This window comes from Xanthomonas sp. NCPPB 1132 (genome assembly GCF_056629235.1).
The window spans coordinates 410,076-432,700 of the sequence record NZ_CM152819.1 but is presented as its reverse complement, the minus strand read 5'-3'; the positions used below and the strand labels follow the sequence as shown (position 1 = coordinate 432,700).

Here is a 22,625-nt window from a genome sequence, read left to right as displayed (position 1 = left end):
GACCCGATCAGGAGGAGACGTTGGCCAGTTCGCCCCGCTGTCTTGCCGCACTCGCACTTTCCATGGCGCTGGTTGCCTGCAGCCCTCGGCAGGCCGGCGCCTCGCCCACCGCAAGCGCCGTCGCTGACGCATCCGCCGGGGTGGTGTCTTCGGACAGAGCCACATCTCTTGGCGCACCCATACCATCGTCCCCTGCCCGCCAGGACGATGGCGTTGCAGCACTGGCCAAGTCCTTGCACCTTCGCTGCGAAAATGCGGCCAAGGGAAGCGGCTGCGTGGCGGGCAACGTGGACACTGGCGACTTCTACGACGTCGAGATGTCCCCAGGCTGTGACGCCGACGGAAACTTCGCAGGCGTTGCCGAACCCGATGCCGCACTTCTGGATGCCTTGCCCGTCACCGGCAGCAACGCACAGGTCGCCGCCAAGCTGTCCGAGGGGCAATTCGTCTGCATCCTGGCGACCGCGCGCGCGGGCCAACACGCGGCCTACCATTACGTCGTCGCCATCCCACCGGCGAGCGTCAGCGCATGCCAGAGCAAGGCGATCTGCAAGCACTATGGCCAGCGTCCCGTCGACTTCGTGACGCAACGCAAGCAGGGCCGACAATGCAGCATCGCAGGCAATGCCCGCCCTGACGGCGACTGCGCGCAGGGATGGATCCAATCGCAGAAACTGGATGTGTTCGCGAACGGACTGTGATCCGTGACGAAGCACGAGGTGCGCGATAGCGGGTCGAGCGGGCGGCTTGCAGGCCTGACATTGGGCGCTGTCGATGCCAAGGCAATACCCTGCGCCGGCTTCACGACATGATGATCGTGGTGAACTAAACTCACCCGCCCGAAGGGCGATTGCCCGCCCGACCCGATCAGGAGGATCCGTTGGCTATCGCACGTCCCATTCTGACGTCCCTGGCATTGGCCGCGGCCCTGGTCGCATGCAAGGCGCAACCGGCTGGCTCCACGGTCGCCGCGGCGACCGCCGCCCCCGCACAGGCCGCACCCGCCGCAGCCGCCCCGCGTTGCCAGGACGCCGATTTCGATGCCTTCCTCAAGCGCTTCATCGCCGACATCGCGGTTCAGGAAAAGGCGACCGCCAACCCGTTGACGATGATCCACATCGACCCGGACGCGCAGCCGGAACCGGCACCGGTGACCCGCAACGTACCGCTGGCCGAGGTCGAATGGCCGGTGATCCCGAACCTGGAGGCGGCCCGCAAGGGCGGGCGCGAGGTCGTGGTGACGCAGAACGCCGAGGGCCGGCAGGTCCTGGTGCGCACTCCCGATACCGGCGACCAGCAGGTCTACCAGTTCGCGGAGAAGCCGTGCTGGACGCTGGTGAAGGTCGACGATCAGGCATTGTAGGCGCACCCACAAATTACGCATGGACGCTTTTTCGTCAGCGCGGCCGTGTTACTCGCGTCACGCAAGCAGCACTCGGCATCTGTCCAATTTATCCAGCAATCGCTGGATCGGGCATCCATCCCCTGCGTCTCTAAGTACGCATTGACTTACCAGAGGAAATTCACGTGCATTTCCTGAAATTCTCTCCCTCGCTTCTCGCCCTGGCATTGGCCGCATGCGGAGGTGCAACGGCAGATGGAAGCGCCGCCGACGCGCGACAACAACAACAGCAGCCCCCCACCTCCAGTCAGCAACACCAGGGGCAAAATGCCCCCGCCACGCCCAACCAGCAAGGGAGTGCAACCGTGCAAAATGTCGCCGCCTTCGTTCCGACCGGAATGGAAACTGTAGACACGGTCCGCGGCGACCTGACCGGTGCTGGTCATTCAGATGCACTGCTGGTTGTGTCCCCCCCATCGTCTGCGAACGACAAACTGGGCCAGGGTGCGCCAAGAACAGTGATCCTGCTGACCCAGGATGAAGGTGGAGAGCTGCACAAGGCCGCGGAGAATACGCATATCGTCCCATGCGCGAACTGCGGCGGCATGGCCGGCGATCCTTATGCGTTTTCGCGGATCGAAAAGGGACAGTTCACCCTCTCTATCTCGGGCGGCTCGCGCGAGCGCTGGGCTGACGACTTCACTTTCCGCTATGCGCCTGACAGCAAAACCTGGCTGCTGGACAAGGTGGTACGCGAACTCACCGATACGCAATCCGAACAACACAAGCAGTTGGAACTGACGGCCAAGGATTTCGGGCAGGTGGCGTTCGCGGATTTCGATCCTGCAAAGCTGCCCAATGTCGCCCCGCTGGAAGAGGGCGAGTCAAACAAGAATTAAAGGGAGGTAATGGTTTCTACGGACATGGATGGTCCGTCCATCACGTTGCTGAGAAATGAGGAGCTACACCATGGCAACAGACAGAGAGAACCAGATGCTTCGCGCCGCCTACGCGGCCGGCATCACACAGCCCAGGGAACTGGCGAATTTCATGGCGCAGGTGGGCCATGAGTCCGGCGGACTTTCCAGGCTCGAGGAAAGTTTCAATTACACCAAGGGAATCGGACAGATCACGGCCAATGTGCGTTCTGCGTTGCGCGAAGGGCCGGAGGCACTGGAAAGCGCGCGCGTCGAGGCGCTCAGGGGACGACCCGAACGGCTCGGCGAACTCATGTACGGCAATCGACGGGATCTCGGCAACGATCAGCCGGGAGACGGCTATCTGTATCACGGCCGTGGCTATATGCAATTGACCGGCAAGGCGCAGTACCGCGCAGCTGGCGAGGCGTTGGGGCTGGACTTGGTCAATCGGCCAGAGCTGGCATCTCAGCCCGAGAACGCCTCGCGCATCGCCACTTGGTACTGGCAGCAGAAAGTTCCCGAGGAGCAACGCAACAGCGTCCAAAACGCGGGTGCCACCATCAACGGCGCCAACCCACCGAACGGCCTGGCGGATCGCGAGAGGCGCTTCGAACACTGGCAGCGAACGCTGACACCCGAGTTGATGCAGAACCTGGCAGCGGGACGGCTGGGTGAAGCCGTCGCTGCACCCACGCAGAGCCATCGGCCAGCTACCGCCAACGTCGGGACTTCTCACAGCAACTTCCAGCAGACCATGGAACGTATGCTGCCGAGCCAGGGCAAGGTCGATCCGCACATCACCGGGCACTACGGCGAACAGCGTGCCCGCGGCCCGCACGGCGGTACCGACTTCAACTACGAAGGCGGCCAAGCCGGGCGCAATCTGCAGCATCCGACGGTGCATGCGCCGATCTCCGGCACGGTGACCTTCTCCGGCGGCCAGTACGGCACGGTGAAGATCCGTGACGCGCAGGGCAACTCGCACGAAATCCTGCATCTGGACTCACGCTCGGTGAAAGAAGGCGATACCGTGCGCGCCGGCGATCCGATCGGCACCATGGGCGGACGCGGCCCGAATGGGGCGAACCAGTACGCGCAGCACGTGCATTACCAGATGCACGATGCGAACGGGAAAGCCGTCAGCCCGGAGACGTGGTGGAACCGCGGCCAGCAAGTCGACGCGCATGGCCGCGATCAGGCACAGCATGGCAACGGCACGCTGCGCCAGGGCGACCACGGTCAGGAGGTGCGCGAGTTGCAGCAGCACCTCAACCGCCTCGGCATCCGCGACGCGCAAGGCCGCCCGCTGGCCGAGGACGGGCGCTTCGGCGACAACACCCACGAAGCGGTGACGGCCCTGCAGAAACAACGCGGCCTCAACCAGGACGGCATCGTCGGCCGCGACACCCGTGCCGGGCTGGCGGCTGCCGAGCAGGCGCAGGCCAAGCCGGCGAAAGGTCCGCAGCTGGGCGAGCCGGGGCATCCGGATACGCCGCTGTACGACAAGATGCGCACGGAGGCCGATCGCGGTGCGGAGAAGGCCAACCCGCCGCACGCCAAACTGTCGAACGAGGCGGTGGCCAACCTGACCCTGCAGGCCAAGCAGGCCGGGATCGACAGTCCCGACAAGCTGAAGGAGGTCAATGTGGCCAACGACAAGGCCTTCGTCGCCGGGACCACGCCGGGCTTCCGTGCGGTGGTGGATCTGCAGCAGCCGGCACCGCCGCTGGAGCAGACCAGCGCGCAGCTGGCCCGCCAGTCCGCGCAGCAGCAGGAAACGGTGCAGCGCGAGCAGCAGCAGGAGACGAACAGGAGCATGGCGCGCGCCTGAGCCGCCAAGCCGTGGCGGGGCGATCGTGCCGATAGCGCGATCGCCCCTGGTCGGCGACGCTGCCGCTTGCGTGCGGTGATGGTCACGTGGTGTCTGACGCATTCCAGACGCCGGTCGTCGAAACGCAAAAAGCGTCTCTCATGCCCTGCATCCGGTTCGATCGAGCCGGATGCAAGTTGCACCTGTAGGAGCGGCTTCAGCCGCGATGGGGCGTCCCCGGTGAGGCCCGTCGGGGCTGAAGCCGCTTGTGTCAAATAAGGGTCTATCGTTGCAGGTGAGAGCGGAGTGCGGCAGGCCGTTTAGCCGCAGTGCCAGCAAGCACGAGTAGGAGTCAGCGCCGCCGCACTCCGGTTCTCCTGCCTGATAAGCCCGAACAGTTGCCCGAGTGACGAGCTCGAACTCCACAAGCATGGGCATCGGCAGGAGCGCTCTCGTCCCTGAGTCTACTGCGGAGAACGTCTATGCGGCGCCATGTCGGGATCGATGTATCCAAGGCCGAACTGGTCATTCATGTCCTGCCGGACGAGCAGGCCTGGACCCAACCCAATACGCCACAGGGGCAACGCGCGCTGGCCCAACGCCTGGCGGAGCTGGGCTGCGAGCGGATCGTGCTGGAAGCCAGTGGCGGCTACGAACATGCCGTGCTGCAGGTGCTCCGAGAGGCAAACCTGCCGGCAGTGCGGATGGCCGCCGATCGTCCGCGCAAGCTCGCCCAGGCCTTGGGCCTGCATGCCAAGACCGATGCCCTGGACACGCGCCTGCTGGCCATCGCCGCCCAGCACATCCCGACCATGCCCACGCCCGTGGCGCCCGAGCACCAGCAGTCTCTTCGCGAACTGCTGGACCTGCGTGCCACCCTGGTGAGCCAGCGTGATGCCCATCGGCGGCGCCTGGAGCACATCACCAGCGCCAAGGTGCAACACCGCTGCCGAGAGGTGATCGCCCTGCTGAACCAGCAGATCCAGACGTTGACGCAGGAGATCGAGCAGCAGGGCAAGACCTGCTCGAGCCTACCCAAGGTGCCTGGGCTCGGCACGATCCTGCGCGCGGTTCTGGCCGCGCGGCTGCCAGAGCTGGGCACGCTGCCGCCACGCAAGCTCGCTGCCCTGGTCGGGCTGGCCCCGTTCAATCACGACAGCGGCTGCTGGAAAGGCCAGCGCCGCATCAAAGGCGGACGTGCCGACGTGCGGCGCGTGCTGTACATGGCCACCTGGGCCAGCATCCGCGCCAAATCCCCCTTGGCCAACACTTACGCGCGCCTGCGCGCAGGCGGCAAACCGGCCAAGGTCGCCATCGTCGCCTGCATGCACAAGTTCCTGCGCTGGCTCAATGCCATCGCGCGCGATCAGGCCCCGTACGCTCCTCCTGTCATCGCAGGTGCATGACAGTTGACTCCTACGGGATGCTTCCCGAAGGTTTAGAAGCCCGACACGCCGCGTGGTGTCTCCGCATCGCGCCAGCGATGGCGCTATGCTGAGCCGGTTCCTGGGAGGGAAGATGGATACCACCGCCTACGCGCGCCCGATCGACCGCTATTTCGCCAGCTATTCCGACGATCACCGCAATGCCGCCAACCAGCGCATCCATGTGGTCGCGGTGCCGGCGATCCTGTGGTCGGTGGTGGCCCTGCTGTGGTGCATCCCGGTCGGCGGCACCTTGTTCCAGAGCGGGCTGTGGGCGGCGTTGGGCATGTTCGCGGCGTGGATGTACTACAACCGCCTGTCGCGCACGCTGGGCTACGGCATGCTGGCGGCGTTCTTCTTCTGCGGCTGCCTGTGCCGGCTGGCGGAAGCGCACCTGGGCCTGCAGGGGCTGCTGTGGCTGGCGATCGGCGTATTCGTGGTGGCCTGGATCGCGCAGTTCATCGGCCACGCGCTGGAAGGGCACCGGCCGAGTTTCCTCACCGACCTGACCTATCTGCTGATCGGCCCGGCCTGGGTGCTGGCCAAGCTGTACCGGCGCATGCACTGGCGCTACTGAGCGCGGCTGGGCTCCTACCGCGCCTTCTTTGCGCACACCTCGCGGTCGCTGCGCGTGGCCCGCAGCAGGCTTGGCCTTGCGCGCAACACTGCATCAGCCCTGCTTAGCCGTCTCCGCGGTCTCCAGGCCCAACATCGCCGCATCCGGGGCGAAGGCGCGCGGCGCGTAGCCGAAATCCTGCCGCGCCGGTTGCAGGTCGAACGCCAGGTCCTCGCGCATGCGCTGCAGCGCGGCGCGGTTCATGCCCTGCAGGCGGCCGCAGGCATGGGCCAGCGCCAGCGCCGACGCGAACAGTGCGTGCGGCAGGGTCAACAGCCGCGCCGGCGGCCGCAGCACGGCCAGGACCCGCCGCACCATCTCGCGGTAGCTCAGCGTCTCGCCACCCCCGAGGGCGTAGCTGCGTCCGTGCGTGGCCGGATGCGCCAGCACCGCCAGCGCCGCGTCGGCCAGGTCCTGCACGTGCACCGGCTGGCGCAGGCCACTGGCGCTGCGCGGCAGCACGAACCAGCCGGTGCGTCGCGCCAGCGCCGCGATCGCGCTGAGGGTGCGGTCGCCGCCGGCGCCGTAGACCAGGGTCGGGCGCAACACCGTCGCCGCCGCGCCGCGCTCGGCGGCGACTGAGAACACGATCGCTTCGGCCTCGCGCAGGCGCCGGGCGACATCGCGTTCGGCGGCATCCAGCGAGTCGCGCTTGACCTCCAGGCTGGTGGAGCCGAAGGCGACCACGCGCGCGGCGGCGACCGACGCGCGCCGGTACCAGTCGGCGAAAGCGTCCAACGGCCCGCAACTGAACACCACCTCCGCCGCCACCGGCGGCGCCTGCAGCGCGCTCAGTTCGCCGGCATGCCAGTGCAGGCCGGGTTGCGGCGCACGCGCCTGCCGTGAGTAGGCATGCACGTCCCAGCCATCGGCCAGCAAGCGGTGCAGCAGGCGCTCGCCGATCTGGCCGCTGCCACCGAACACCAGCGCGATGCGCGGCGATGCCACGGACGGAGGGGAAACGGATGCAGCGGCAAGCGAATCGGTCATCGGCACAGGATAGTGCGTGGGCCGCCATTTGCGGCCGCCACTGCGCGGGATCGTTGCACTGCACCGCATGCCCACGGCTGGTGACGCTTGGCAGGCGATTGGCAGCACAGGCCTGCACAGCGCCGGCGATCGCCACGCTCACCGGCGAACTTGCCCGCGCATCACGCACCCTCGTCCGCATCAAGGTCGCACGCGCCTCTGCTGCCGAACGTGTCCACACGAGGCGCTGCCCGCACCGCACGCCAACCGATAACGCGCAGCGCCGACATCCAACATCGTCCACGCCACGCATGCTCGCAAGCGCCTCACCCGCCCGCGACTACGCTGACGGCATGACCGTGCACGCCTTCCGTTCCCGCGCCGGCCACCGCCGTGACGCGCCTGTTACACTCGGGCTCCTGCTCGCGAATCTCGTATTCCCTGCATGATCCCCGCCCTCGACATCCTGCTGGCCTTGCCGTTCCTGATGGCGGTGGCCGTGGTGGCCCTGCGCCACCGCTCGCGCGCCACCCTGGCCTGGGCCGCGGCGCTGGCGCCGTTGGCGGGATTGGCGGTGCTGAGCGCGCTGACGCCCACCGTGCTCGAGGGCGGCATCGTCCGCGCCGACCACGCCTGGCTGCCGCAGATCGGCCTGCAGTTCTCGCTGCGCCTGGACGGGCTGGCCTGGATGTTCGCCGGCCTCGTGCTGGCGATCGGTGCGCTGGTGGTGATGTACGCGCACTACTACCTCAGTGCGCGCGAGAACGCGGCGCGCTTCTACGCCTGCCTGCTGCTGTTCATGGGCGCGATGCTGGGCATGGTCATCGCCGGCAACCTGTTGCTGCTGATGGTGTTCTGGGAACTGACCAGCATCAGCTCGTTCCTGCTGATCGGCTTCTGGTCGCATCGCCAGGACGCGCGCGATGGCGCGCGCATGGCGCTGGTGATCACCGGCGGCGGCGGCCTGGCGTTGCTGGGCGGCGTGCTGCTGCTGGGGCGCATCGTCGGCAGCTACCAGCTCGACGCGGTGCTCGCTGCGGGCGATGTCATCCGCGCCAGTGCGCTGTATCCGTGGGCGCTGGGGCTGATCCTGCTCGGCATCTTCACCAAGAGCGCGCAGTTCCCGTTCCACTTCTGGCTGCCGCACGCGATGGCCGCGCCCACCCCGGTGTCGGCCTATCTGCATTCGGCAACGATGGTGAAGGCCGGCGTGTTCCTGCTGGCGCGGCTGCATCCGGCACTGGCCGGCAGCGACCTGTTCTTCTACACGGTCAGCGGTATCGGCGCGGTCACCCTGCTCACCGGCGCCTGGTTCGCGATCTTCCAGCACGATCTCAAGGGCCTGCTGGCGTACTCGACGATTTCGCACCTGGGCCTGATCACCATGCTGTTCGGGCTGTCCACGCCGATGGCGGTGGTGGCCGGCGTGTTCCACATCCTCAACCATGCGGTGTTCAAGGCCTCGCTGTTCATGGCTGCCGGCATCATCGACCACGAGACCCACACCCGCGACATGCGCCGGCTCGGCAACCTGCGCCGCTGGATGCCGATCACCAGCGCGCTGGCGATCACCGCCTCGCTGTCGATGGCCGGCATCCCGCTGCTCAACGGCTTCCTGTCCAAGGAGATGTTCTTCGCCGAAGCGCTGGGCGCCGACGGCCCGGCGGCGATGCGCATCTTCACTGCCACCTCGGCGCTGCTGGCCGGCGTGTTCGGCGTGGCCTACAGCCTGCGCTTCGTCTACGAGACCTTCTTCGGCCGCGGCCCGCGCGACCTGGACAAGATGCCGCACGAGCCGCCGCGCTGGATGAAGATTCCGGTGGAGATCCTGGTGCTGGTGTGCGTGGCGGTCGGCATCGTGCCGGCGCTGACCGTGGCGCCGGTGCTGCGCGCCGCCGCTGGCGCGATCCTCGGCGACACCCTGCCCGACTACAGCCTGGCGGTGTGGCATGGCTGGAACGCGCCGCTGGCGATGAGCATCGCCGGCGTGGTCGGCGGCGTGGCGCTGTATTTCGGCCTGCGCCGGCTGACCGCGCTGTACACCGAAGTGCGCCGTTCGCTGGGCAAGCGCGTGTTCCACTGGCACGTGCAGACCCTGTTCGGCCTGGCCGCGCGCTTCACCCGCCTGCTCGCCAACGGCCGCCTGCAACGCAGCCTGCGCTGGCTGGTGCTGGCCGCGGTGGTCGTCGTGGCTGCACCACTGCTGCGGGCGCCGCCGCTGTGGCAGCAGTGGCCGGCGCCGCAGGGCATGCCGTTGCTGGGTTGGGGGCTGTGGCTGCTGATCCTCAGTTGCGCGCTGTCCACGCTGTTCCTGTACCGGCAACGGCTGCTGGCGGTGCTGGTGCTGGGCGGCAGCGGCCTGGGCGTGAGCCTGGTGTTCGTGTTCCTGTCGGCACCGGACCTGGCGCTGACCCAGTTGCTGGTGGAGATGGTGACCCTGGTGCTGATGCTGCTGGGCATGAACTACCTGCCCAAGGCCTCGCCGCCGGAACCGCGGCGCTGGCGCCGCTGGCGCGATGCGGCCCTGGCGATCGTCGCCGGTGGCGGCATGGCGCTGCTGGCGTATTCGGTGATGACCCGGCCGGCGACGACCATGGCCGGCGAGCTGCTGCAGCGCGCGCTGCCGGAGGCCTACGGCCGCAACGTGGTCAACGTGATCCTGGTGGACTTCCGCGGCTTCGATACCTTCGGCGAGATCACCGTGTTCGGCATCGCCGCGTTGGTGGTGCATGCGCTGCTGCGGCGCGCGCGGATGGCGCCGGAGAAGGTGATGCCGGGGCCGCCGATCAAGCTGCCGGTGCCGGCCGACCTGGCGCAGCTGATGTTCCCGCTGACCCTGACCGTGTCGATCTTCCTGTTCCTGCGCGGCCACAACGCGCCCGGCGGCGGCTTCATCGCCGGGCTGGTGCTGGCGGTGCCGCTGCTGATGCAGTACGTGATCCAGGGTGCGGCCTCGGTGGAGTCGCGCTTCGGCTTCGACTACATCCGCTGCATCGGCCTGGGCCTGCTGCTGGCCACGCTCGGCGGCATGGCCTCGATGCTGTTCGGCGTGCCGTTCCTGACCAGCGGCCATCTGGACCTGGAGGTGCCGCTGATCGGTAGCGTGCCGCTGGCCAGCGCGCTGATCTTCGATACCGGCGTGTACCTGGTGGTGTTCGGCGGCACCATGCTGACCTTGTCGATGATGGGCACGATCAAGCCTTCGCGCACCCGCGACTCGCAGCGCGGGCAGATCGATCCGACGCGGCGGTCGGCCATCACCGGGGAGATGCCCTGATGGAACTGGCACTGGCGAGCGCGATCGGCGTGCTGACCGCAGTCGGCGTGTACCTGCTGCTGCGCGCGCGCAGCTTCGACGTGATCCTGGGCATGACCGTGCTGTCCTACGCCACCAACCTGCTGATCTTCGCCGGCGGCCGGCTGGTGCAGGGCAAGGCGCCGGTGCTGCGCGACGGCATCGCCCCGACCCTGGCCGAGCACGCCGATCCGCTGCCGCAGGCGCTGGTGCTGACCGCGATCGTCATCGCCTTCGCGATGACCGCGGTGAGCATCGTGCTGGCGATGCGCAGCCGCGGCGACAACCACAGCGACCACGTCGATGCGCGCCCGGACCCGGGCGACGGCGAAGGCGAGGCGCCATGACCCATCTGCTGATCCTGCCGATCCTGATCCCCTTGCTCGGCGCGGCGCTGTCGCTGTTCGCCGAGCACCGCCGCTACGGCCGCAAGATCCGCCGTGCGGTGGCGTGGACCGCGATGGCGGCGCTGGCCGCGGCGGTGCTGGCGCTGTGCGTGCAGGTGAGCGACGGCCAGGTCCACGCCTACCTGCTCGGCGACTGGCCGTCGCGGCTGGGCATCGTGCTGATGGCCGACCGCCTGTCGGCATGGATGCTGGCGACCACCACCCTGCTCGCCGGCGCCTGCCTGCTGCACGCCTGCGCCGGCTGGGACCGGCGCGCGCCGCACTTCCATGCGCTGTTCCAGTTCCAGCTGGTCGGCCTCAACGGCGCGTTCCTGACCGGCGACGTGTTCAACCTGTTCGTGTTCTTCGAGGTGATGCTGATCGCCTCCTACGGCCTGCTGCTCAGCGGCGGGCGCGGCCTGCGCCTGCGCGTGGGCTTCCACTACGTGGTGTTCAACGTCACCTCCTCTACCGTGTTCCTGATCGCGCTGGGCCTGCTGTACGCGCTGCTCGGTTCGCTGAACATGGCCGAGCTGTCGCAGCGCGTGGCGCAGGCGCCGCCGCAGAACGTGGCGCTGATCAAGGCCGCGTTCGGCCTGTTGCTGCTGGTGTTCTGCGCCAAGGCCGCGCTGCTGCCTCTGTACCTGTGGCTGCCGGAGACCTATGCGCGCGCGCCGGCGGCGGTGGCGGCGCTGTTCGTGATCATGACCAAGGTCGGGCTGTACGCGGTGCTGCGGGTGAGCACGCTGATCCTCGGCAGCCAGGCGCAGGCGCTGGACGGCTATGGCCGCGACTGGCTGCTGTGGCTGGGCCTGGCGACGCTGCTGCTGGCCGCGCTGGGGGTGCTGGCGGCGGTGCGCCTGCGGGTGCTGATCGGCTATCTGGTGATCGTCTCGGCGGCGACGCTGTTCGTGGCCTTCGCCCTGGATGCGCCGGGCACGCTCGGCGCCGGCCTGTACTACCTGGCGCACAGCAGCTTCGTGGCCGCGGCACTGTTCATGATCGCCGACCTGATCCGGCGTCGCCGCGGCGGCGCCAGCGATCGCAAGGAGATCATCGCGCCGCTGCCGGGCAAGACCGTGCCCGGTGTGCTGTTCCTGATCGCGGCGATCTCGGTGGCCGGGCTGCCGCCGCTGTCCGGCTTCCTGGCCAAGGTGGCGATCCTCAGCGCGACGCCGGGCGGGCTGACCGGGCCGGTGTGGGCCGCAGTGCTGCTCAGCAGCCTGATGGTGATCATGGGCTTGACCCGCGGCGGCGTGCGCCTGTTCTGGCGCGTGCCCGGCGACCAGGACACCGCCGAGGATGGCACCGTGGAGCTGCCGCGCCCGGCACCGCGCAAGGCGCCGGCGCGGCCGCTGGAAACCGCCGCCACCGTGCTGCTGCTCGGCTACGGCGTGGCGATGACCGTGGCCGCCGGGCCGCTGCTGCGCTACAGCGAGACCGCCGCCGCGCAGCTGCTGCGCCCGGCCGACTACACCACCCAGCTGCGCGCCACTGCGCCGGTCCTGCGGGAGCCCTGACATGTCCGCCCGTCCCTGGTCGCGCCGCCTGTTCCCGTCCTGGCCGCTGAGCCTGACCGTCACCGCGTTCTGGCTGCTGATGAGCGACAGCTTCAGTCTCGGCCAGGTGCTGCTGGGCGCGGTGCTGGGCGTGGCGGTGCCGCTGTTCGCCGCGCGCCTGGACCGTGAGTTCGCGCGCATCGGCTCGCTGCGCCCGGTGCCCAAGATGCTGTGCGTGGCGGCGTGGGACATCGTGCGCTCCAACGTGGTGGTGGCGCTGCAGGTGCTGGGCCCGGAGAAACGCATCCACCCCGGCTTCATCTGGGTGCCGCTGGACATCGCCAACATCCACGGCATCGCCGCGTTGACCAGCATGATCACCCTGACCCCGGGCACGGTGTCGGCGGCGCTGTCGGACGACCGCAAGTACCTGCTGGTGCACGTGCTGCACCTAGACGATGCCGAGACCGTGATCCGGCAGATCAAGACGCGCTACGAGGCGCCGTTGATGGAGATCTTCCCATGACCAGCCACATGTTCATCGAGACCACGATCGTCGTGTGCATGCACGTGGTGGCGCTGGCGATGCTGCTGGCGCTGTGGCGGCTGCTGCGCGGGCCGACCGTGCCCGATCGCATCCTGGCGCTGGACACGCTGTCGGTGACCGCGATCGCCGAACTGATGCTGTTCGGCATGTACCTGGATTCGCCGGTGTACTTCGAGGCGGCGCTGATCATCGCCATGCTCGGCTTCGGCAGCACCGTGGTGCTGAGCAAGTACGTGCTGCGCCGGGACATCGTCGAATGATCGGCGTGCTGCAGGTGGGGCTGTCGCTGCTGCTGATCGTCGGCTGCTTCTTCATCCTGGTCGGGGCGCTGGGCCTGGTGAAGCTGTCGGACTTCTTCAAGCGCCTGCACGCGCCGACCAAGGCCAGCACGCTGGGCGTGGGCTGCGTGCTGCTGGCCTCGGTCGGCTACCACCTGTTCCTGGGCCAGGACCCGCAGCCGCGCGAACTGCTGATCACCGCATTCCTGTTCATCACCGCGCCGATCAGCGCGCACATGATGGCCAAGGCAGCGCTGTCGCTGATGCTGGAACAGCGCCCGCAGGTGCCGGGCAGCGACCACGCCGAGCAGGAAGGGCTGCCGCCGCCGGAGCAGCCGGAGGAGCCGTAGCACACGGCCTATTTCTTAGGAGCCAGCCGCTTTTTCGAATCCCCAATCCCCAATCCCCAATCCCGGCACTCAAACCACCAACGCCAGCTCCAGCCCCACCCACGCCAGGAACGCCACCAGCAGCACCGCCCCCTCGCCGCGGCTCAGGCGCATGTCGCCGCGCAGCATCGGGTACAGCACCACCGCCAGCGCGATCGCCGCCGGCAGTTCCAGGCGCACGAACGAGGCCGGCAACGGCAGCGGCCGCAGTGCCGCCATGCCGCCGATCACCACCAGCAGGTTGAACAGGCTCGAGCCCAGCACGTGGCCGACCACCATGTCGCCTTGGCCACGGCGTGCGGCGGCCACCGCGGCGGCCGCTTCCGGCAGCGCGGTGCCGATCGCCACCGGCAGCAGGCCGACCAGCAACGGCGACAGGCCCCAGGCCGCACCCAGCCGCGGGGCGTGCTCCACCACCAGGTTGGCGCCGGCGTTCAACAGCACGAGGGCGATCAGCAGGCGCAGCAGGTTCAGCACCAGCCCGGTGCGGGTCACCGCGTAGCCGGACACGCCGAGCTGGCGTGCGGCCGGTTCGTGGCGCGCGCGCAGCAGCAGGAAGGCGACCACGCCGACGAAGGCCAGCAACAGCGCCACGCCCTCGGCACGCGAGATCGCCCCATCCAGGCCGAAGCCGATCAGCGCCAGCGTCGCCAGGGTCAGCAGGATCAACAGCGGCGGCAGCAGGCGGGTGCGCAGCAGCAGCGGCGCCGCCAGCGTGGCCAGGCCGAGGGTCAGGCCGAGATTGGCCAGGTTGCTGCCGACCGCATTGCCCAGCGCCAGGTCCTGTGCGCCGGCGGCGTAGGCGCGCGCGTTGACCGCCAGTTCCGGCAGCGAGGTGCCGAAGGCCAGCAGCAGCAAGCCGGCCACGAACGGCGAGGCACCAAAGCGCTGTGCCAGGCCGGAGGCCGCCTTCACGATCGAGTCCCCGCCCAGCGCCAGGAACGCCAGCCCCAACACGACCCAGCCGATCGTACCCGCCATCGCCGACTCCCCGCCCTCAAGAAGCGGCGATTCTATGCGCAGCGCCGATGACGCCGCCGTGGTCGTGCCTTGCCCCTGGCACGCGGCCGCGGCCGGCAGCGCGCGCAGGCCGCCATCACTGCACCGCGTTCATCCCCGAGCGTGTCTGCTAGCGCCTGCACCGCGCCCGACCGCGTTCCTCCCCTCGCCGCCGCCACAGGAGCCGCCCCATGTCCCGTCCCGATCCCACGCCGCCGCGCCGGCGGCCCTGGCTGGCGCTGGCCGGCATCGCCGCGATCGCCGCCGTGCTCGCCGCCGCCTTCGCCTGGAGCGCCGGCTGGCTCGGCGGCCCGCAAAGGCTGACCGCGCAGCGCATGACCGACGCCATCGAAGCCGGCGGCCCGCCGCATCCGGGCTTCCGCCGTGCGCACAGCAAGGGCGTGTGCGTCAGCGGGCATTTCGAAGGCAACGGCCAGGGCAGCGCGCTGTCCTCGGCGCGGGTGTTCGCGCAGGCTTCGGCGCCGGTGCTGGGCCGGCTGTCGATCGGCGGCGGCGACCCGCATGGCGCCGACGGCGCCGCCCGCGTGCGCAGCATGGCGCTGCAGTTGCGCAGCGACGACGGCCAGGAATGGCGCACGGCGATGAACAGCTTCCCGTTCTTCGTGGTCGCCAGCCCCGAGGGCTTCATGGCGCAGACCCTGGCCGCGCGCCCGGACCCGGCCACCGGCAAGCCGGATCCGGCGAAGATGGCGGCGTTCCTGCAGCGCTACCCGGAGGCGAAGAAGTTCCAGGAGTGGGCCAAGACCGCGCCGTGGTCGGACAGCTGGGCCAACACCCAGTACAACGGCGTCAACGCGTTCCGCTTCACCGCCGCCGACGGCAGCACGCATGCGGTGCGCTGGTCGATGCGCCCGCAGACCCCGTTCGCGCCGCTGTCGGCCGAGCAACGCGCCAAGGCCGATGCCGACTTCCTGAGCGAAGACCTGCAGGCGCGGCTGGCGCGCGGCCCGCTGCGTTGGGACCTGGTGCTGACCGTGGCCGCGCCCGGCGACCCGGTCGACGACCCGTCGCAGCCGTGGCCGCAGGATCGCCAGCAGGTGGTCGCCGGCACCCTGGTGCTCGACCATGCCGAGCCGCAGGCCACCGGGCCGTGCCGCGACCTCAACTACGATCCGCTGATCCTGCCGCACGGCATCGCCGGCTCCGACGATCCGATCCTGGCCGCGCGCTCGGCGGTGTATTCGCAGTCCTTCAACCGCCGCGAGCGCGAGATCGCCCACGGCCAGGCGCCCGACGCCACCGGCCGCCCGCACGGAGGTGCGCAATGAACCGCGACGATCGCTCCGCGCACTTCAACCTGCTCGCGCGCGTATTGCACTGGCTGATGGCGGCGATGATCCTGACCATGCTGTTCGTCGGCGTGGGCATGGTCGCCTCGGTGTCGCAGCGGCCCTGGCTGCTGAACCTGCACCGCCCGCTCGGCATCGCCATCGGGCTGCTGGTGCTGGTGCGCCTGGGCAACCGCCTGCTGCACCGGCCGCCGCCGCTGCCGGCCGACCTGCCCCGCTGGCAAAGGGCCGCCGCGCACGCCTCGCACTGGCTGCTGTACACGCTGATGCTGGCGATGCCGCTGCTGGGCTGGTCGATGCTCTCGGCCGGCGGCTACCCGATCGTGCTGTGGCCGGGCGTGCAGTTGCCGCCGATCGCCCCGCACAGCCCGGCGCTGTACGCCTGGCTGCGCAGCGCGCATGGCTGGCTGGCCTACCTGCTGTTCGCCACGGTGCTGATGCATCTGTGCGCAGCGCTGTTCCATGCCTGGGTGCGCCGCGATGGCGTGTTCTCGAGCATGGCGCGCGGCGCGACGACGCCTGCAGCGCCGCGCGACCAGGCGTAGTCCACCCCCGACACGACACGCGGGACGCAGCGCGTGCGTCCCGCGCGGCGCACGCTCGCGCCGTCACGCGCAGGTCGATCGGCCAGTGCGGTGCGGCCTGTCTTCCGGGCGACGCTACGCATTTGTGTCGCCCGCGACATGGCCCCAGCCGCGGTCCGCCGTTACACTTGTCGGCGGACGGGCGCGCTCGTCCGCCCCTGTTCTTCCCGCGCACCGGTCGTTCCCCTGGGAATCCGGCGCCGCGGCCGCGCCAGCCAGTGCCGTTGTTCCGCAGCCCGCCACGCCGGCCTGCGAGTCCGCGCGCCAAGCCAGCTCACCCTCGATCGTCGTCCGGCGCCGCATTCGCGCCGGCGATGGCCCTGCCTGCTGCCTTGGAGTCCGCGATGTCCCGTGTTGCCCCCGCCTGCCGTTTCCCACGCCGTTCGGCCCTGGCCGTCGCCTGTCTGCTGGCCGCCGCGCCGGCGTTCGCCGCGACACCGGCCGCGTCCGCCGCCGACGGCGCGGACGATGCCGAGCGCGATGTCACCACCCTCGACAAGATCAGCGTCAAGGGCGAGCGCGCCGAGGGCTACAGCGTGCGCAAGACCAGCGCCGGCACCCGCTTCGAACTGGCGCCGCGGGAGATCCCGCAGTCGGTGAGCATCATCAGCCACCAGCGCATCGAGGATCAGGGCCTGGACGACATCATCGATGTGCTGGAGAACACCACCGGCGTGTCCAGCACGCGCTCGGACAGCGAGCGCTTCGAGTTCTACGCGCGCGGCTTCTACATCGACAACTACCAGTTCGACGGCATCCCCACCACGATGGTGCAGAACTGGAGCTACGGCGATTCGGCGCTGGACCTGGCCCTGTACGACCGCGTCGAGGTGGTGCGCGGCGCCACCGGCCTGCTCACCGGCGCCGGCAATCCTTCGGCCTCGGTCAACCTGATCCGCAAGCACGCCGACAGCGCCGAACTGACCGGCAGCGTCACCGTCAGCGCCGGCAGTTGGGGCCGCACCCGCTCCACGGTCGACGTCACCACCCCGCTCAACGCCAGCGGCACGGTGCGCGCCCGGGTGATCAGCAGCTACCTGGACACCGATTCGTACGTGCAGCGCTACAGCCAGCGCAAGTCGCTGGGCTATGCGGTGATCGATGCCGACCTGACCCCGGACACGCAGCTGAGCGTGGGCTACGACTACCAGAACAAGCAGTCCGACGGCGTCACCTGGGGCGGTTTCCCGCTGTGGTACGCCGACGGCAGCCGCACCGACTATCCGCGCTGGTTCAACCCGGCGGCGGACTGGACGTTCTGGGACACCACCAGCAAGCGCGCCTTCGCCACCCTGCAGCATGCCTTCGGCAATGGCTGGCAGCTCAAGCTCAACGCCACCCACGACCAGACCGACGTCACCGACAAGCTGTTCTACCCGTACTACACCATCTACGGCTTCGACCGGCAGACCGGCGCCGGCGTGGTGCCGTACTCGGGTTACTACATCACCGGGCGCAAGGTCGACGGCCTGGACGCCTACGCCGAAGGCCCGTTCCAACTGGGCGGGCGCGAGCACGAACTGATGGCCGGCATCAGTTACAACCGCCGCCGCTACGTGAACACCGGCGCCTTCGACTTCCCCGGGCCGCTGCCGAGCTATCTCGGCTGGACCGGCGCCTATCCGGAACCGGCGTGGTCGCCGCTCAGCGAGTTCAGCCGTGGCACCGTCACCCAGAAGGCCGGCTATGCGGCGGCACGGCTGTCGCTGGCCGATCCGCTGAAGCTGATCCTGGGCGCGCGCTATACCGACTGGAAGGTGGACGGCAGCGAGAGCGGGGTGGGCTACGTGCTGCACCAGGAGAAGACCACGCCCTATGCCGGCCTGGTGTACACGCTCGACGACGTCTGGTCGGTCTACGCCAGCTACACCGACATCTTCCAGCCGCAGACCGCGCGCACCGCCAGCGGCGCCTACCTGGACCCGGTGATCGGCAAGAGCTACGAGGTTGGGGTCAAGGGCGCCTGGTTCGACGACCGCCTCAACGCCGCGCTGTCGGTGTTCCGCATCGACCAGGACAACGTCGCCCAGGCCACCAGCGGGTTCGTGCAGGGCACCACCGAGACCGCCTATGTCGCCGCGCAAGGCACGGTCAGCCGCGGTTTCGAGCTCGAACTCAACGGCGAGCTGGCGCCCGGCTGGAACGCCACCTTCGGCGCCTCGCGCTACGTGGCCAAGGACGTCGCCGGCGCCGACATCAACAGCCAGCTGCCGCAGACCACGCTCAAGCTCTACAGCAGCTACACGCCACGCAGCCTGAGCGAACTGACCTTCGGCGGCGGCGTCAATTGGCAGAACCGCATCTATTACGTCGACCCCACCTATGGTCGCTTCGCGCAGAGCGGCTACGCGCTGGTCAGCGCCTTCGCGCGCTACCGCCTGTCGCCGGCATTCTCGGTGCAGCTCAATCTCAACAACCTGCTGGACAAACGCTACTACGCGCAGATCTACGGCTACGGCGCCTGGGGCGAACCGCGCAACGGCACGCTGAGCTTCAGCTGGTCGTTCTGAACCGGCAGTCCACACCGCACGCATGCCGAGACACGGCATGCGTGGGAGGGAGACAGGCGCCTCAGGCCTCGACGATGCGCAGCGGCACGTCGTCAGCGGCGACGACGCGGTTACGGCCGCCGCGCTTTCCGCGGTACAGCGCCGCATCGGCGCTGCGCAGCAGTTCTTCGGTGCTGCGGCCGTGGTCCGGATAGGCGGCCACGCCGATCGACACGGTCACCGGCGGCAGCGCCTGGCCCTGGTGCTGCACCTGCAGCGCCGCCACCGCGGCGCGGATCTGTTCGGCACGGCGCTGCGCCACGTCGGCAGCGGCGCCGGGCAGGATCACCGTGAACTCCTCGCCGCCGTAGCGGCAGGCGATGTCCTCCGGCCGCACCGCCCCGGCCAGCAACTGGCCGAACGCCGCCAGCAAGGCATCGCCACCGGCGTGGCCGAGGCGGTCGTTGAGCGCCTTGAAGTGGTCCAGGTCCAGCATCATCAGCGCCAGCGGCTGCTCGCGCCGCTCGCAGCGCGCCAGTTCGCGCACCAGCGATTCTTCCAGGTAGCGGCGGTTGTACAGCCCGGTCAACGGATCGCGGATCGACTGCGTGCGCAGGCGCTGGCGCAACTGCAGGTTGTGCAGCGCCATCGCCAGCTGTTCGGCCACCACCTCGACCAGGGGCAGGCGCTCGAGAAGGGTCGGATCGCGGCTGGACAGATGGATCAGCCCCAGCGGCTCGCCCTGCACCACCATCGGCACGCAGGTGCCATGCCGCGCCGCGCCGGCGGCGTGGACGCAGGCCGGCGCCGCGCCGGGCCGCTGGATCTGGGTGGCGCGGCTGCGCAGACCTTCGCAGCCGCTCAGCGACAGCGCCGGCATGCACAGCGCCTCTTCGCCCCAATGCGCCACGCAGACCGCCTGCTCACCTGCCGCATCGGTGCAGTACACGCTGCAGCCGGCATCGCCGAGCAGGCGTTCCAGCGCCTGCCGCGCGACCTCCACCGCCTCGTCCTGCTGCACGCAACTCTGCAGCCCGCGGCTGCAGCGGTTGAGCGTGCGCAGATCCTGTTCGGTGCGCTGCATCTGCTGCACGGTGCCCACCAGCAGCGCATTGGCATGGTGGCCACGCAACTCGGCCTGGCTGCGCCGGCCGATCTCGCGGCGCAGCAGCAGGTACAGGCACAGCGTCATCGCACAGACGGCGGGAATGCCGACCACCGCCAGCCGGCGCAGCAGGTCGGCGTTGGCGGCGGTGGAGCGGGCGCTGCTCGCCAGCGTCGCGCGCTCGCTGCGCACCATGCTGTCGGTGTTGCGCCGGATCGCCTGCGACAGCACGCGGCCCTGGCGCGCGCGCTCCGGGTCCGGCCTGAGCATGCCCGGGCCGCCGCCGCGCTCGAAACGGGCCACGGCCCGCGCGCTGTCGCGCATGCGCGTCTGCACCTGCGCCTGGACCAGGCGCAGGCGCTGCTGCTGGGCGGGGTCGTGCCGTACCAGTGCTGCCAGCTGCTCCAGCCGCGCCGGCAGCGTCTGCTGGCAGCCGCGGAAATCGGCCAGATGCTCGCGGCTGCCCAGCAGCAGGAAACCGCGCAGGGAGGCATCGCAGTCGGCGAGGTTGAGCTGCAGGCCGTTGATGCCGGCAATCACCTGGTGGCTGCGTTGCACCTCGGCGGCATCGTCGAGGAAGCGCTCGCTGCCCACCAGCACGCCGCCGCTGATGCCCAACAGCAGCAGCAGGGCCAGCGGCACGCCATAGCGGTTGATCGTGGTGGAGGGCATGGCGTCGACGAGTGGAAGGGAGGTAGGCCGCGCGCGCCACCAACTGCGCTGCGCAGTCAAGCGCAGGGAGCCATGCAAATTCCAGGCCACACGGCGCGGCGCGTCATAGCCAGCCCTTCTGCCGGGCCAGCCGCGCCGCCTCGATGCGGTTGCCGACCCCAAGCTTGCCGATCGCCTCGGACAGGTAATTGCGCACCGTGCCCGACGACAGCCCCAGTTGCGTGGCGATGTCGCCGGCCGAGGCGCCCTCGCCGGCCAGGCGCAGCACCTGGCGCTCGCGGTCGTTGAGCGGGTCGGCTTCGGACCACGCTTCCAGCGCCAGTTCCGGATCGATCGCGCGGCCGCCGCGGTGCACCTGGCGGATCGCCTCGATCAGCCGCTGCGGCGGTGCGTCCTTGAGCAGGTAGCCGCCGACCCCGGCATCCAGCGCGCGCCGCAGGAAGCCGGGACGGGCGAAGGTGGTGACGATGATGACGCGCACCGGCAGTTGCTGCCGCTGGATGCGCTGGGCCAGCTCCAGCCCGCTGAGGCCGGGCATCTCGATATCGGTGACCAGCAGGTCGGGGGAATGCGCCTGCAGCGCGCGCCACGCGGCCTCGCCGTCGGCCGCGCTGGCGACCAAATCCAGGTCCGCTTCCAGGCCCAGCAGTGCGCCCAGCGCACCGCGCACCATCGCCTGGTCCTCCGCCAGCACTAAACGAATCACGGCACCCCCCGGTCCTTGTCGGCCCATTGTAGTGCCCGGGCCGGGCCGGCGCTCAGCCCAGCGCGGCGTCCTGGTCCGCCGGCGCGGGTACCCGCGGTGCCGCTGCGGGTTCCGGCACCACGGTCGCCTCGACCCGCGGCAACGGCGCGGCGGCGACCAGGCAGGTGCCCAGGCCGCGCTCGGAGGCGATGCGCAGGCTGCCGCCCACCGCCTCCAGCCGCTCGCGCATGCTGCTCAGCCCGGTGCCCGGCTGCAGCGCGCCGCCGCGCCCGTCGTCGCGCAGTTCCAGCAGGGCCTGGCCGCGCTCGCACCACAGCCGCAACTGCGCGTGGCTGGCACGGGCGTGGCGCTGGATGTTGGTAGCGGCCTCGCGCAGCACCAGCGCGAACACCGTCTCCAGCTGCGGGCACGGCGGCAAGGCCTCGACCTGATAGCGGAAGCTCACCCCCGACGATTCCAGCAGCAGCTTGGCGGCGGCGATCTCCGCGGCCAGCTGCGCGGCGCGGATACCGCTGACCGCGCGCCGTACCTGGCCCAGCGCCTCGCGCGCGACCTGGCCCACTTCCTCCATCTCGCGCTGCGCCGCGGCGGCGTCGTGGGCGAGCAGGCGCGTGGCCAGGTCCGACTTCAGCGCCACCAGCGACAGGGTGTGGCCGAGCAGGTCGTGCAGGTCGCGGCCGATGCGCTCGCGCTCGGCCACCGCCGCCAGGCGCCGCACTTCCTCGTGGCTCAGGCGCAGTTGCGCCTCGCCGCGCGCACGGCGCTCGAAGCTGATGTTCATCAGCCCCACCGACAGGCCGACCACCACCGCGCTGACCATGTACAGCGGCGACCAGCCGCGCAGCGTCCAGGCCAGCGCGAACAGGGCCAGCACCAGCAGCATCGCCGCCACCGCCCGCACCGGCGACAGGCAGAACGCCAGGAAGGCGCAGGCATAGATGATGTAGCACTGCGCGCCCGGGTTGTACGGCAGCAGCACGAACGCCAGCGCGGCCATGCCCGCCACGCACCACGGCAGGTAGCGCCGGTGGAGGTAATAGGCCACGTAGTACAGGGCCAGAAACACCAGGTAGCTGGCCAGCGTCGGCGGGAACCAGTTGCGGAAGTAGTACGGCTCGTACAGCGGAGTGACGAACAGCCAGATCGACCACACCAGCGACAGCCACACGAACCAGTGGGTGCTGGACTTGGCCGAGCTCCAGCCGATGCGGCGGGCGATCAGCGAGTCGGGCGAGGCGTGCAGCAAGGCGATCACGTCGGGCTCCCAGGGCGGCACGGCCGCCGC

The 22,625-nt window shown here is 69.6% G+C and carries 20 protein-coding genes; 15 read left to right on the top strand and 5 right to left on the bottom strand.

From position 1 onward, the window contains the following. Positions 1-20: 20 nt before the first annotated feature. The 6 genes from AC1G9L_RS01865 to AC1G9L_RS01840 all read left to right on the top strand — a co-directional run bounded on the left by AC1G9L_RS01865 (position 21) and on the right by AC1G9L_RS01840 (position 6,073). Positions 21-701 (top strand): hypothetical protein, encoded by a 681-nt coding sequence (locus AC1G9L_RS01865; protein WP_481070161.1) that lies wholly within the window; start codon positions 21-23, stop codon positions 699-701. Positions 702-880: 179 nt separating this feature from the next. Beyond that, positions 881-1,363 (top strand): hypothetical protein, encoded by a 483-nt coding sequence (locus AC1G9L_RS01860; protein ID WP_481070159.1) that lies wholly within the window; start codon positions 881-883, stop codon positions 1,361-1,363. Between the two features lie 344 nt (positions 1,364-1,707). Beyond that, entirely contained in the window at positions 1,708-2,241 is a 534-nt protein-coding gene (locus AC1G9L_RS01855; protein ID WP_481070984.1) for a hypothetical protein, read from the top strand. 70 nt (positions 2,242-2,311) lie between these two features. Beyond that, positions 2,312-4,093 carry a peptidoglycan-binding protein gene (locus tag AC1G9L_RS01850; protein ID WP_481070157.1) on the top strand — a complete coding sequence of 594 codons (1,782 nt, stop codon included), beginning with the start codon at positions 2,312-2,314 and terminating at the stop codon, positions 4,091-4,093. Positions 4,094-4,554: 461 nt separating this feature from the next. Then, positions 4,555-5,478, top strand: coding sequence for an IS110 family RNA-guided transposase (locus AC1G9L_RS01845; protein WP_481070155.1), 924 nt, complete (start codon positions 4,555-4,557; stop codon positions 5,476-5,478). 112 nt (positions 5,479-5,590) lie between these two features. Beyond that, entirely contained in the window at positions 5,591-6,073 is a 483-nt protein-coding gene (locus tag AC1G9L_RS01840; RefSeq protein ID WP_019801326.1) for an Mpo1-like protein, read from the top strand. Between the two features lie 93 nt (positions 6,074-6,166). On the opposite strand, the gene AC1G9L_RS01835 is transcribed toward AC1G9L_RS01840, so the two are convergent. After that, the gene (locus AC1G9L_RS01835) at positions 6,167-7,102 is read right to left on the bottom strand and encodes an NAD-dependent epimerase/dehydratase family protein (RefSeq protein WP_481070153.1); all 936 of its coding nucleotides are present in this window, start codon (positions 7,100-7,102) and stop codon (positions 6,167-6,169) included. Between the two features lie 424 nt (positions 7,103-7,526). On the opposite strand from AC1G9L_RS01835, the gene AC1G9L_RS01830 reads away from it, so the two are divergent. Genes AC1G9L_RS01830 through AC1G9L_RS01805 form a run of 6 tightly spaced genes read left to right on the top strand, consistent with a single transcriptional unit; the run spans position 7,527 to position 13,436 of the window. After that, on the top strand, positions 7,527-10,358 hold the full coding sequence (locus AC1G9L_RS01830; RefSeq protein ID WP_019801125.1) for a monovalent cation/H+ antiporter subunit A: 2,832 nt from the start codon (positions 7,527-7,529) through the stop codon (positions 10,356-10,358). Further along, the gene (locus AC1G9L_RS01825) at positions 10,358-10,723 is read left to right on the top strand and encodes a Na+/H+ antiporter subunit C (protein WP_010341385.1); all 366 of its coding nucleotides are present in this window, start codon (positions 10,358-10,360) and stop codon (positions 10,721-10,723) included. The genes AC1G9L_RS01830 and AC1G9L_RS01825 overlap by 1 nt, the downstream gene beginning before the upstream one ends. Then, complete coding sequence (locus AC1G9L_RS01820; RefSeq protein WP_481070151.1) at positions 10,720-12,282, top strand: monovalent cation/H+ antiporter subunit D; 1,563 nt, start codon at positions 10,720-10,722, stop codon at positions 12,280-12,282. The genes AC1G9L_RS01825 and AC1G9L_RS01820 overlap by 4 nt, the downstream gene beginning before the upstream one ends. 1 nt (position 12,283) lies before the next feature. After that, a complete protein-coding gene (locus AC1G9L_RS01815) occupies positions 12,284-12,787 on the top strand; it encodes a Na+/H+ antiporter subunit E (protein WP_010341382.1) in 504 nt (167 codons plus the stop codon). Further along, positions 12,784-13,068: a K+/H+ antiporter subunit F gene (locus AC1G9L_RS01810; protein WP_010341381.1), complete on the top strand. Its 285-nt coding sequence runs from the start codon at positions 12,784-12,786 to the stop codon at positions 13,066-13,068. The genes AC1G9L_RS01815 and AC1G9L_RS01810 overlap by 4 nt, the downstream gene beginning before the upstream one ends. Next, positions 13,065-13,436 (top strand): Na+/H+ antiporter subunit G, encoded by a 372-nt coding sequence (locus tag AC1G9L_RS01805; protein ID WP_010341380.1) that lies wholly within the window; start codon positions 13,065-13,067, stop codon positions 13,434-13,436. Before AC1G9L_RS01810 ends, AC1G9L_RS01805 begins: the two co-directional genes overlap by 4 nt. Positions 13,437-13,505: 69 nt before the next feature. Here the strand turns inward: AC1G9L_RS01805 and AC1G9L_RS01800 are convergent, their stop codons facing one another. Further along, entirely contained in the window at positions 13,506-14,456 is a 951-nt protein-coding gene (locus AC1G9L_RS01800; RefSeq protein ID WP_481070148.1) for a calcium/sodium antiporter, read from the bottom strand. A 209-nt stretch (positions 14,457-14,665) separates the two neighbouring features. On the opposite strand from AC1G9L_RS01800, the gene AC1G9L_RS01795 reads away from it, so the two are divergent. The 3 genes from AC1G9L_RS01795 (at position 14,666) to fhuE (ending at position 18,878) form a co-directional block, all read left to right on the top strand. Further along, positions 14,666-15,763, top strand: a complete 1,098-nt coding sequence (locus AC1G9L_RS01795; RefSeq protein WP_481070147.1) for a catalase family peroxidase — start codon at positions 14,666-14,668, stop codon at positions 15,761-15,763. Further along, positions 15,760-16,329, top strand: coding sequence for a cytochrome b (locus AC1G9L_RS01790; RefSeq protein ID WP_481070145.1), 570 nt, complete (start codon positions 15,760-15,762; stop codon positions 16,327-16,329). Before AC1G9L_RS01795 ends, AC1G9L_RS01790 begins: the two co-directional genes overlap by 4 nt. Positions 16,330-16,712: 383 nt before the next feature. Next, entirely contained in the window at positions 16,713-18,878 is a 2,166-nt protein-coding gene (gene fhuE / locus AC1G9L_RS01785; protein WP_481070144.1) for a ferric-rhodotorulic acid/ferric-coprogen receptor FhuE, read from the top strand. Positions 18,879-18,939: 61 nt separating this feature from the next. Here the strand turns inward: fhuE and AC1G9L_RS01780 are convergent, their stop codons facing one another. From AC1G9L_RS01780 to AC1G9L_RS01770, 3 genes are all read right to left on the bottom strand, one after another. Then, a complete protein-coding gene (locus AC1G9L_RS01780; RefSeq protein WP_481070142.1) occupies positions 18,940-20,634 on the bottom strand; it encodes a diguanylate cyclase in 1,695 nt (564 codons plus the stop codon). A gap of 103 nt (positions 20,635-20,737) precedes the next feature. After that, positions 20,738-21,340, bottom strand: coding sequence for a response regulator (locus tag AC1G9L_RS01775; RefSeq protein ID WP_209244973.1), 603 nt, complete (start codon positions 21,338-21,340; stop codon positions 20,738-20,740). Between the two features lie 52 nt (positions 21,341-21,392). Beyond that, on the bottom strand, positions 21,393-22,595 hold the full coding sequence (locus tag AC1G9L_RS01770; protein WP_481070140.1) for a sensor histidine kinase: 1,203 nt from the start codon (positions 22,593-22,595) through the stop codon (positions 21,393-21,395). Positions 22,596-22,625: the final 30 nt, after the last annotated feature.

Bases quoted from the DNA above. Each gene is read 5' to 3' on its own strand.
- AC1G9L_RS01850 (WP_481070157.1), top strand. From the start codon at position 2,312: ATGGCAACAGACAGAGAGAACCAGATGCTTCGCGCCGCCTACGCGGCC.
- AC1G9L_RS01845 (WP_481070155.1), top strand. From the start codon at position 4,555: ATGCGGCGCCATGTCGGGATCGATGTATCCAAGGCCGAACTGGTCATT.
- AC1G9L_RS01840 (WP_019801326.1), top strand. From the start codon at position 5,591: ATGGATACCACCGCCTACGCGCGCCCGATCGACCGCTATTTCGCCAGC.
- AC1G9L_RS01835 (WP_481070153.1), bottom strand. From the start codon at position 7,102: ATGACCGATTCGCTTGCCGCTGCATCCGTTTCCCCTCCGTCCGTGGCA.
- AC1G9L_RS01830 (WP_019801125.1), top strand. From the start codon at position 7,527: ATGATCCCCGCCCTCGACATCCTGCTGGCCTTGCCGTTCCTGATGGCG.
- AC1G9L_RS01825 (WP_010341385.1), top strand. From the start codon at position 10,358: ATGGAACTGGCACTGGCGAGCGCGATCGGCGTGCTGACCGCAGTCGGC.
- AC1G9L_RS01820 (WP_481070151.1), top strand. From the start codon at position 10,720: ATGACCCATCTGCTGATCCTGCCGATCCTGATCCCCTTGCTCGGCGCG.
- AC1G9L_RS01815 (WP_010341382.1), top strand. From the start codon at position 12,284: ATGTCCGCCCGTCCCTGGTCGCGCCGCCTGTTCCCGTCCTGGCCGCTG.
- AC1G9L_RS01810 (WP_010341381.1), top strand. From the start codon at position 12,784: ATGACCAGCCACATGTTCATCGAGACCACGATCGTCGTGTGCATGCAC.
- AC1G9L_RS01805 (WP_010341380.1), top strand. From the start codon at position 13,065: ATGATCGGCGTGCTGCAGGTGGGGCTGTCGCTGCTGCTGATCGTCGGC.
- AC1G9L_RS01800 (WP_481070148.1), bottom strand. From the start codon at position 14,456: ATGGCGGGTACGATCGGCTGGGTCGTGTTGGGGCTGGCGTTCCTGGCG.
- AC1G9L_RS01795 (WP_481070147.1), top strand. From the start codon at position 14,666: ATGTCCCGTCCCGATCCCACGCCGCCGCGCCGGCGGCCCTGGCTGGCG.
- AC1G9L_RS01790 (WP_481070145.1), top strand. From the start codon at position 15,760: ATGAACCGCGACGATCGCTCCGCGCACTTCAACCTGCTCGCGCGCGTA.
- fhuE (WP_481070144.1), top strand. From the start codon at position 16,713: ATGTCCCGTGTTGCCCCCGCCTGCCGTTTCCCACGCCGTTCGGCCCTG.
- AC1G9L_RS01780 (WP_481070142.1), bottom strand. From the start codon at position 20,634: ATGCCCTCCACCACGATCAACCGCTATGGCGTGCCGCTGGCCCTGCTG.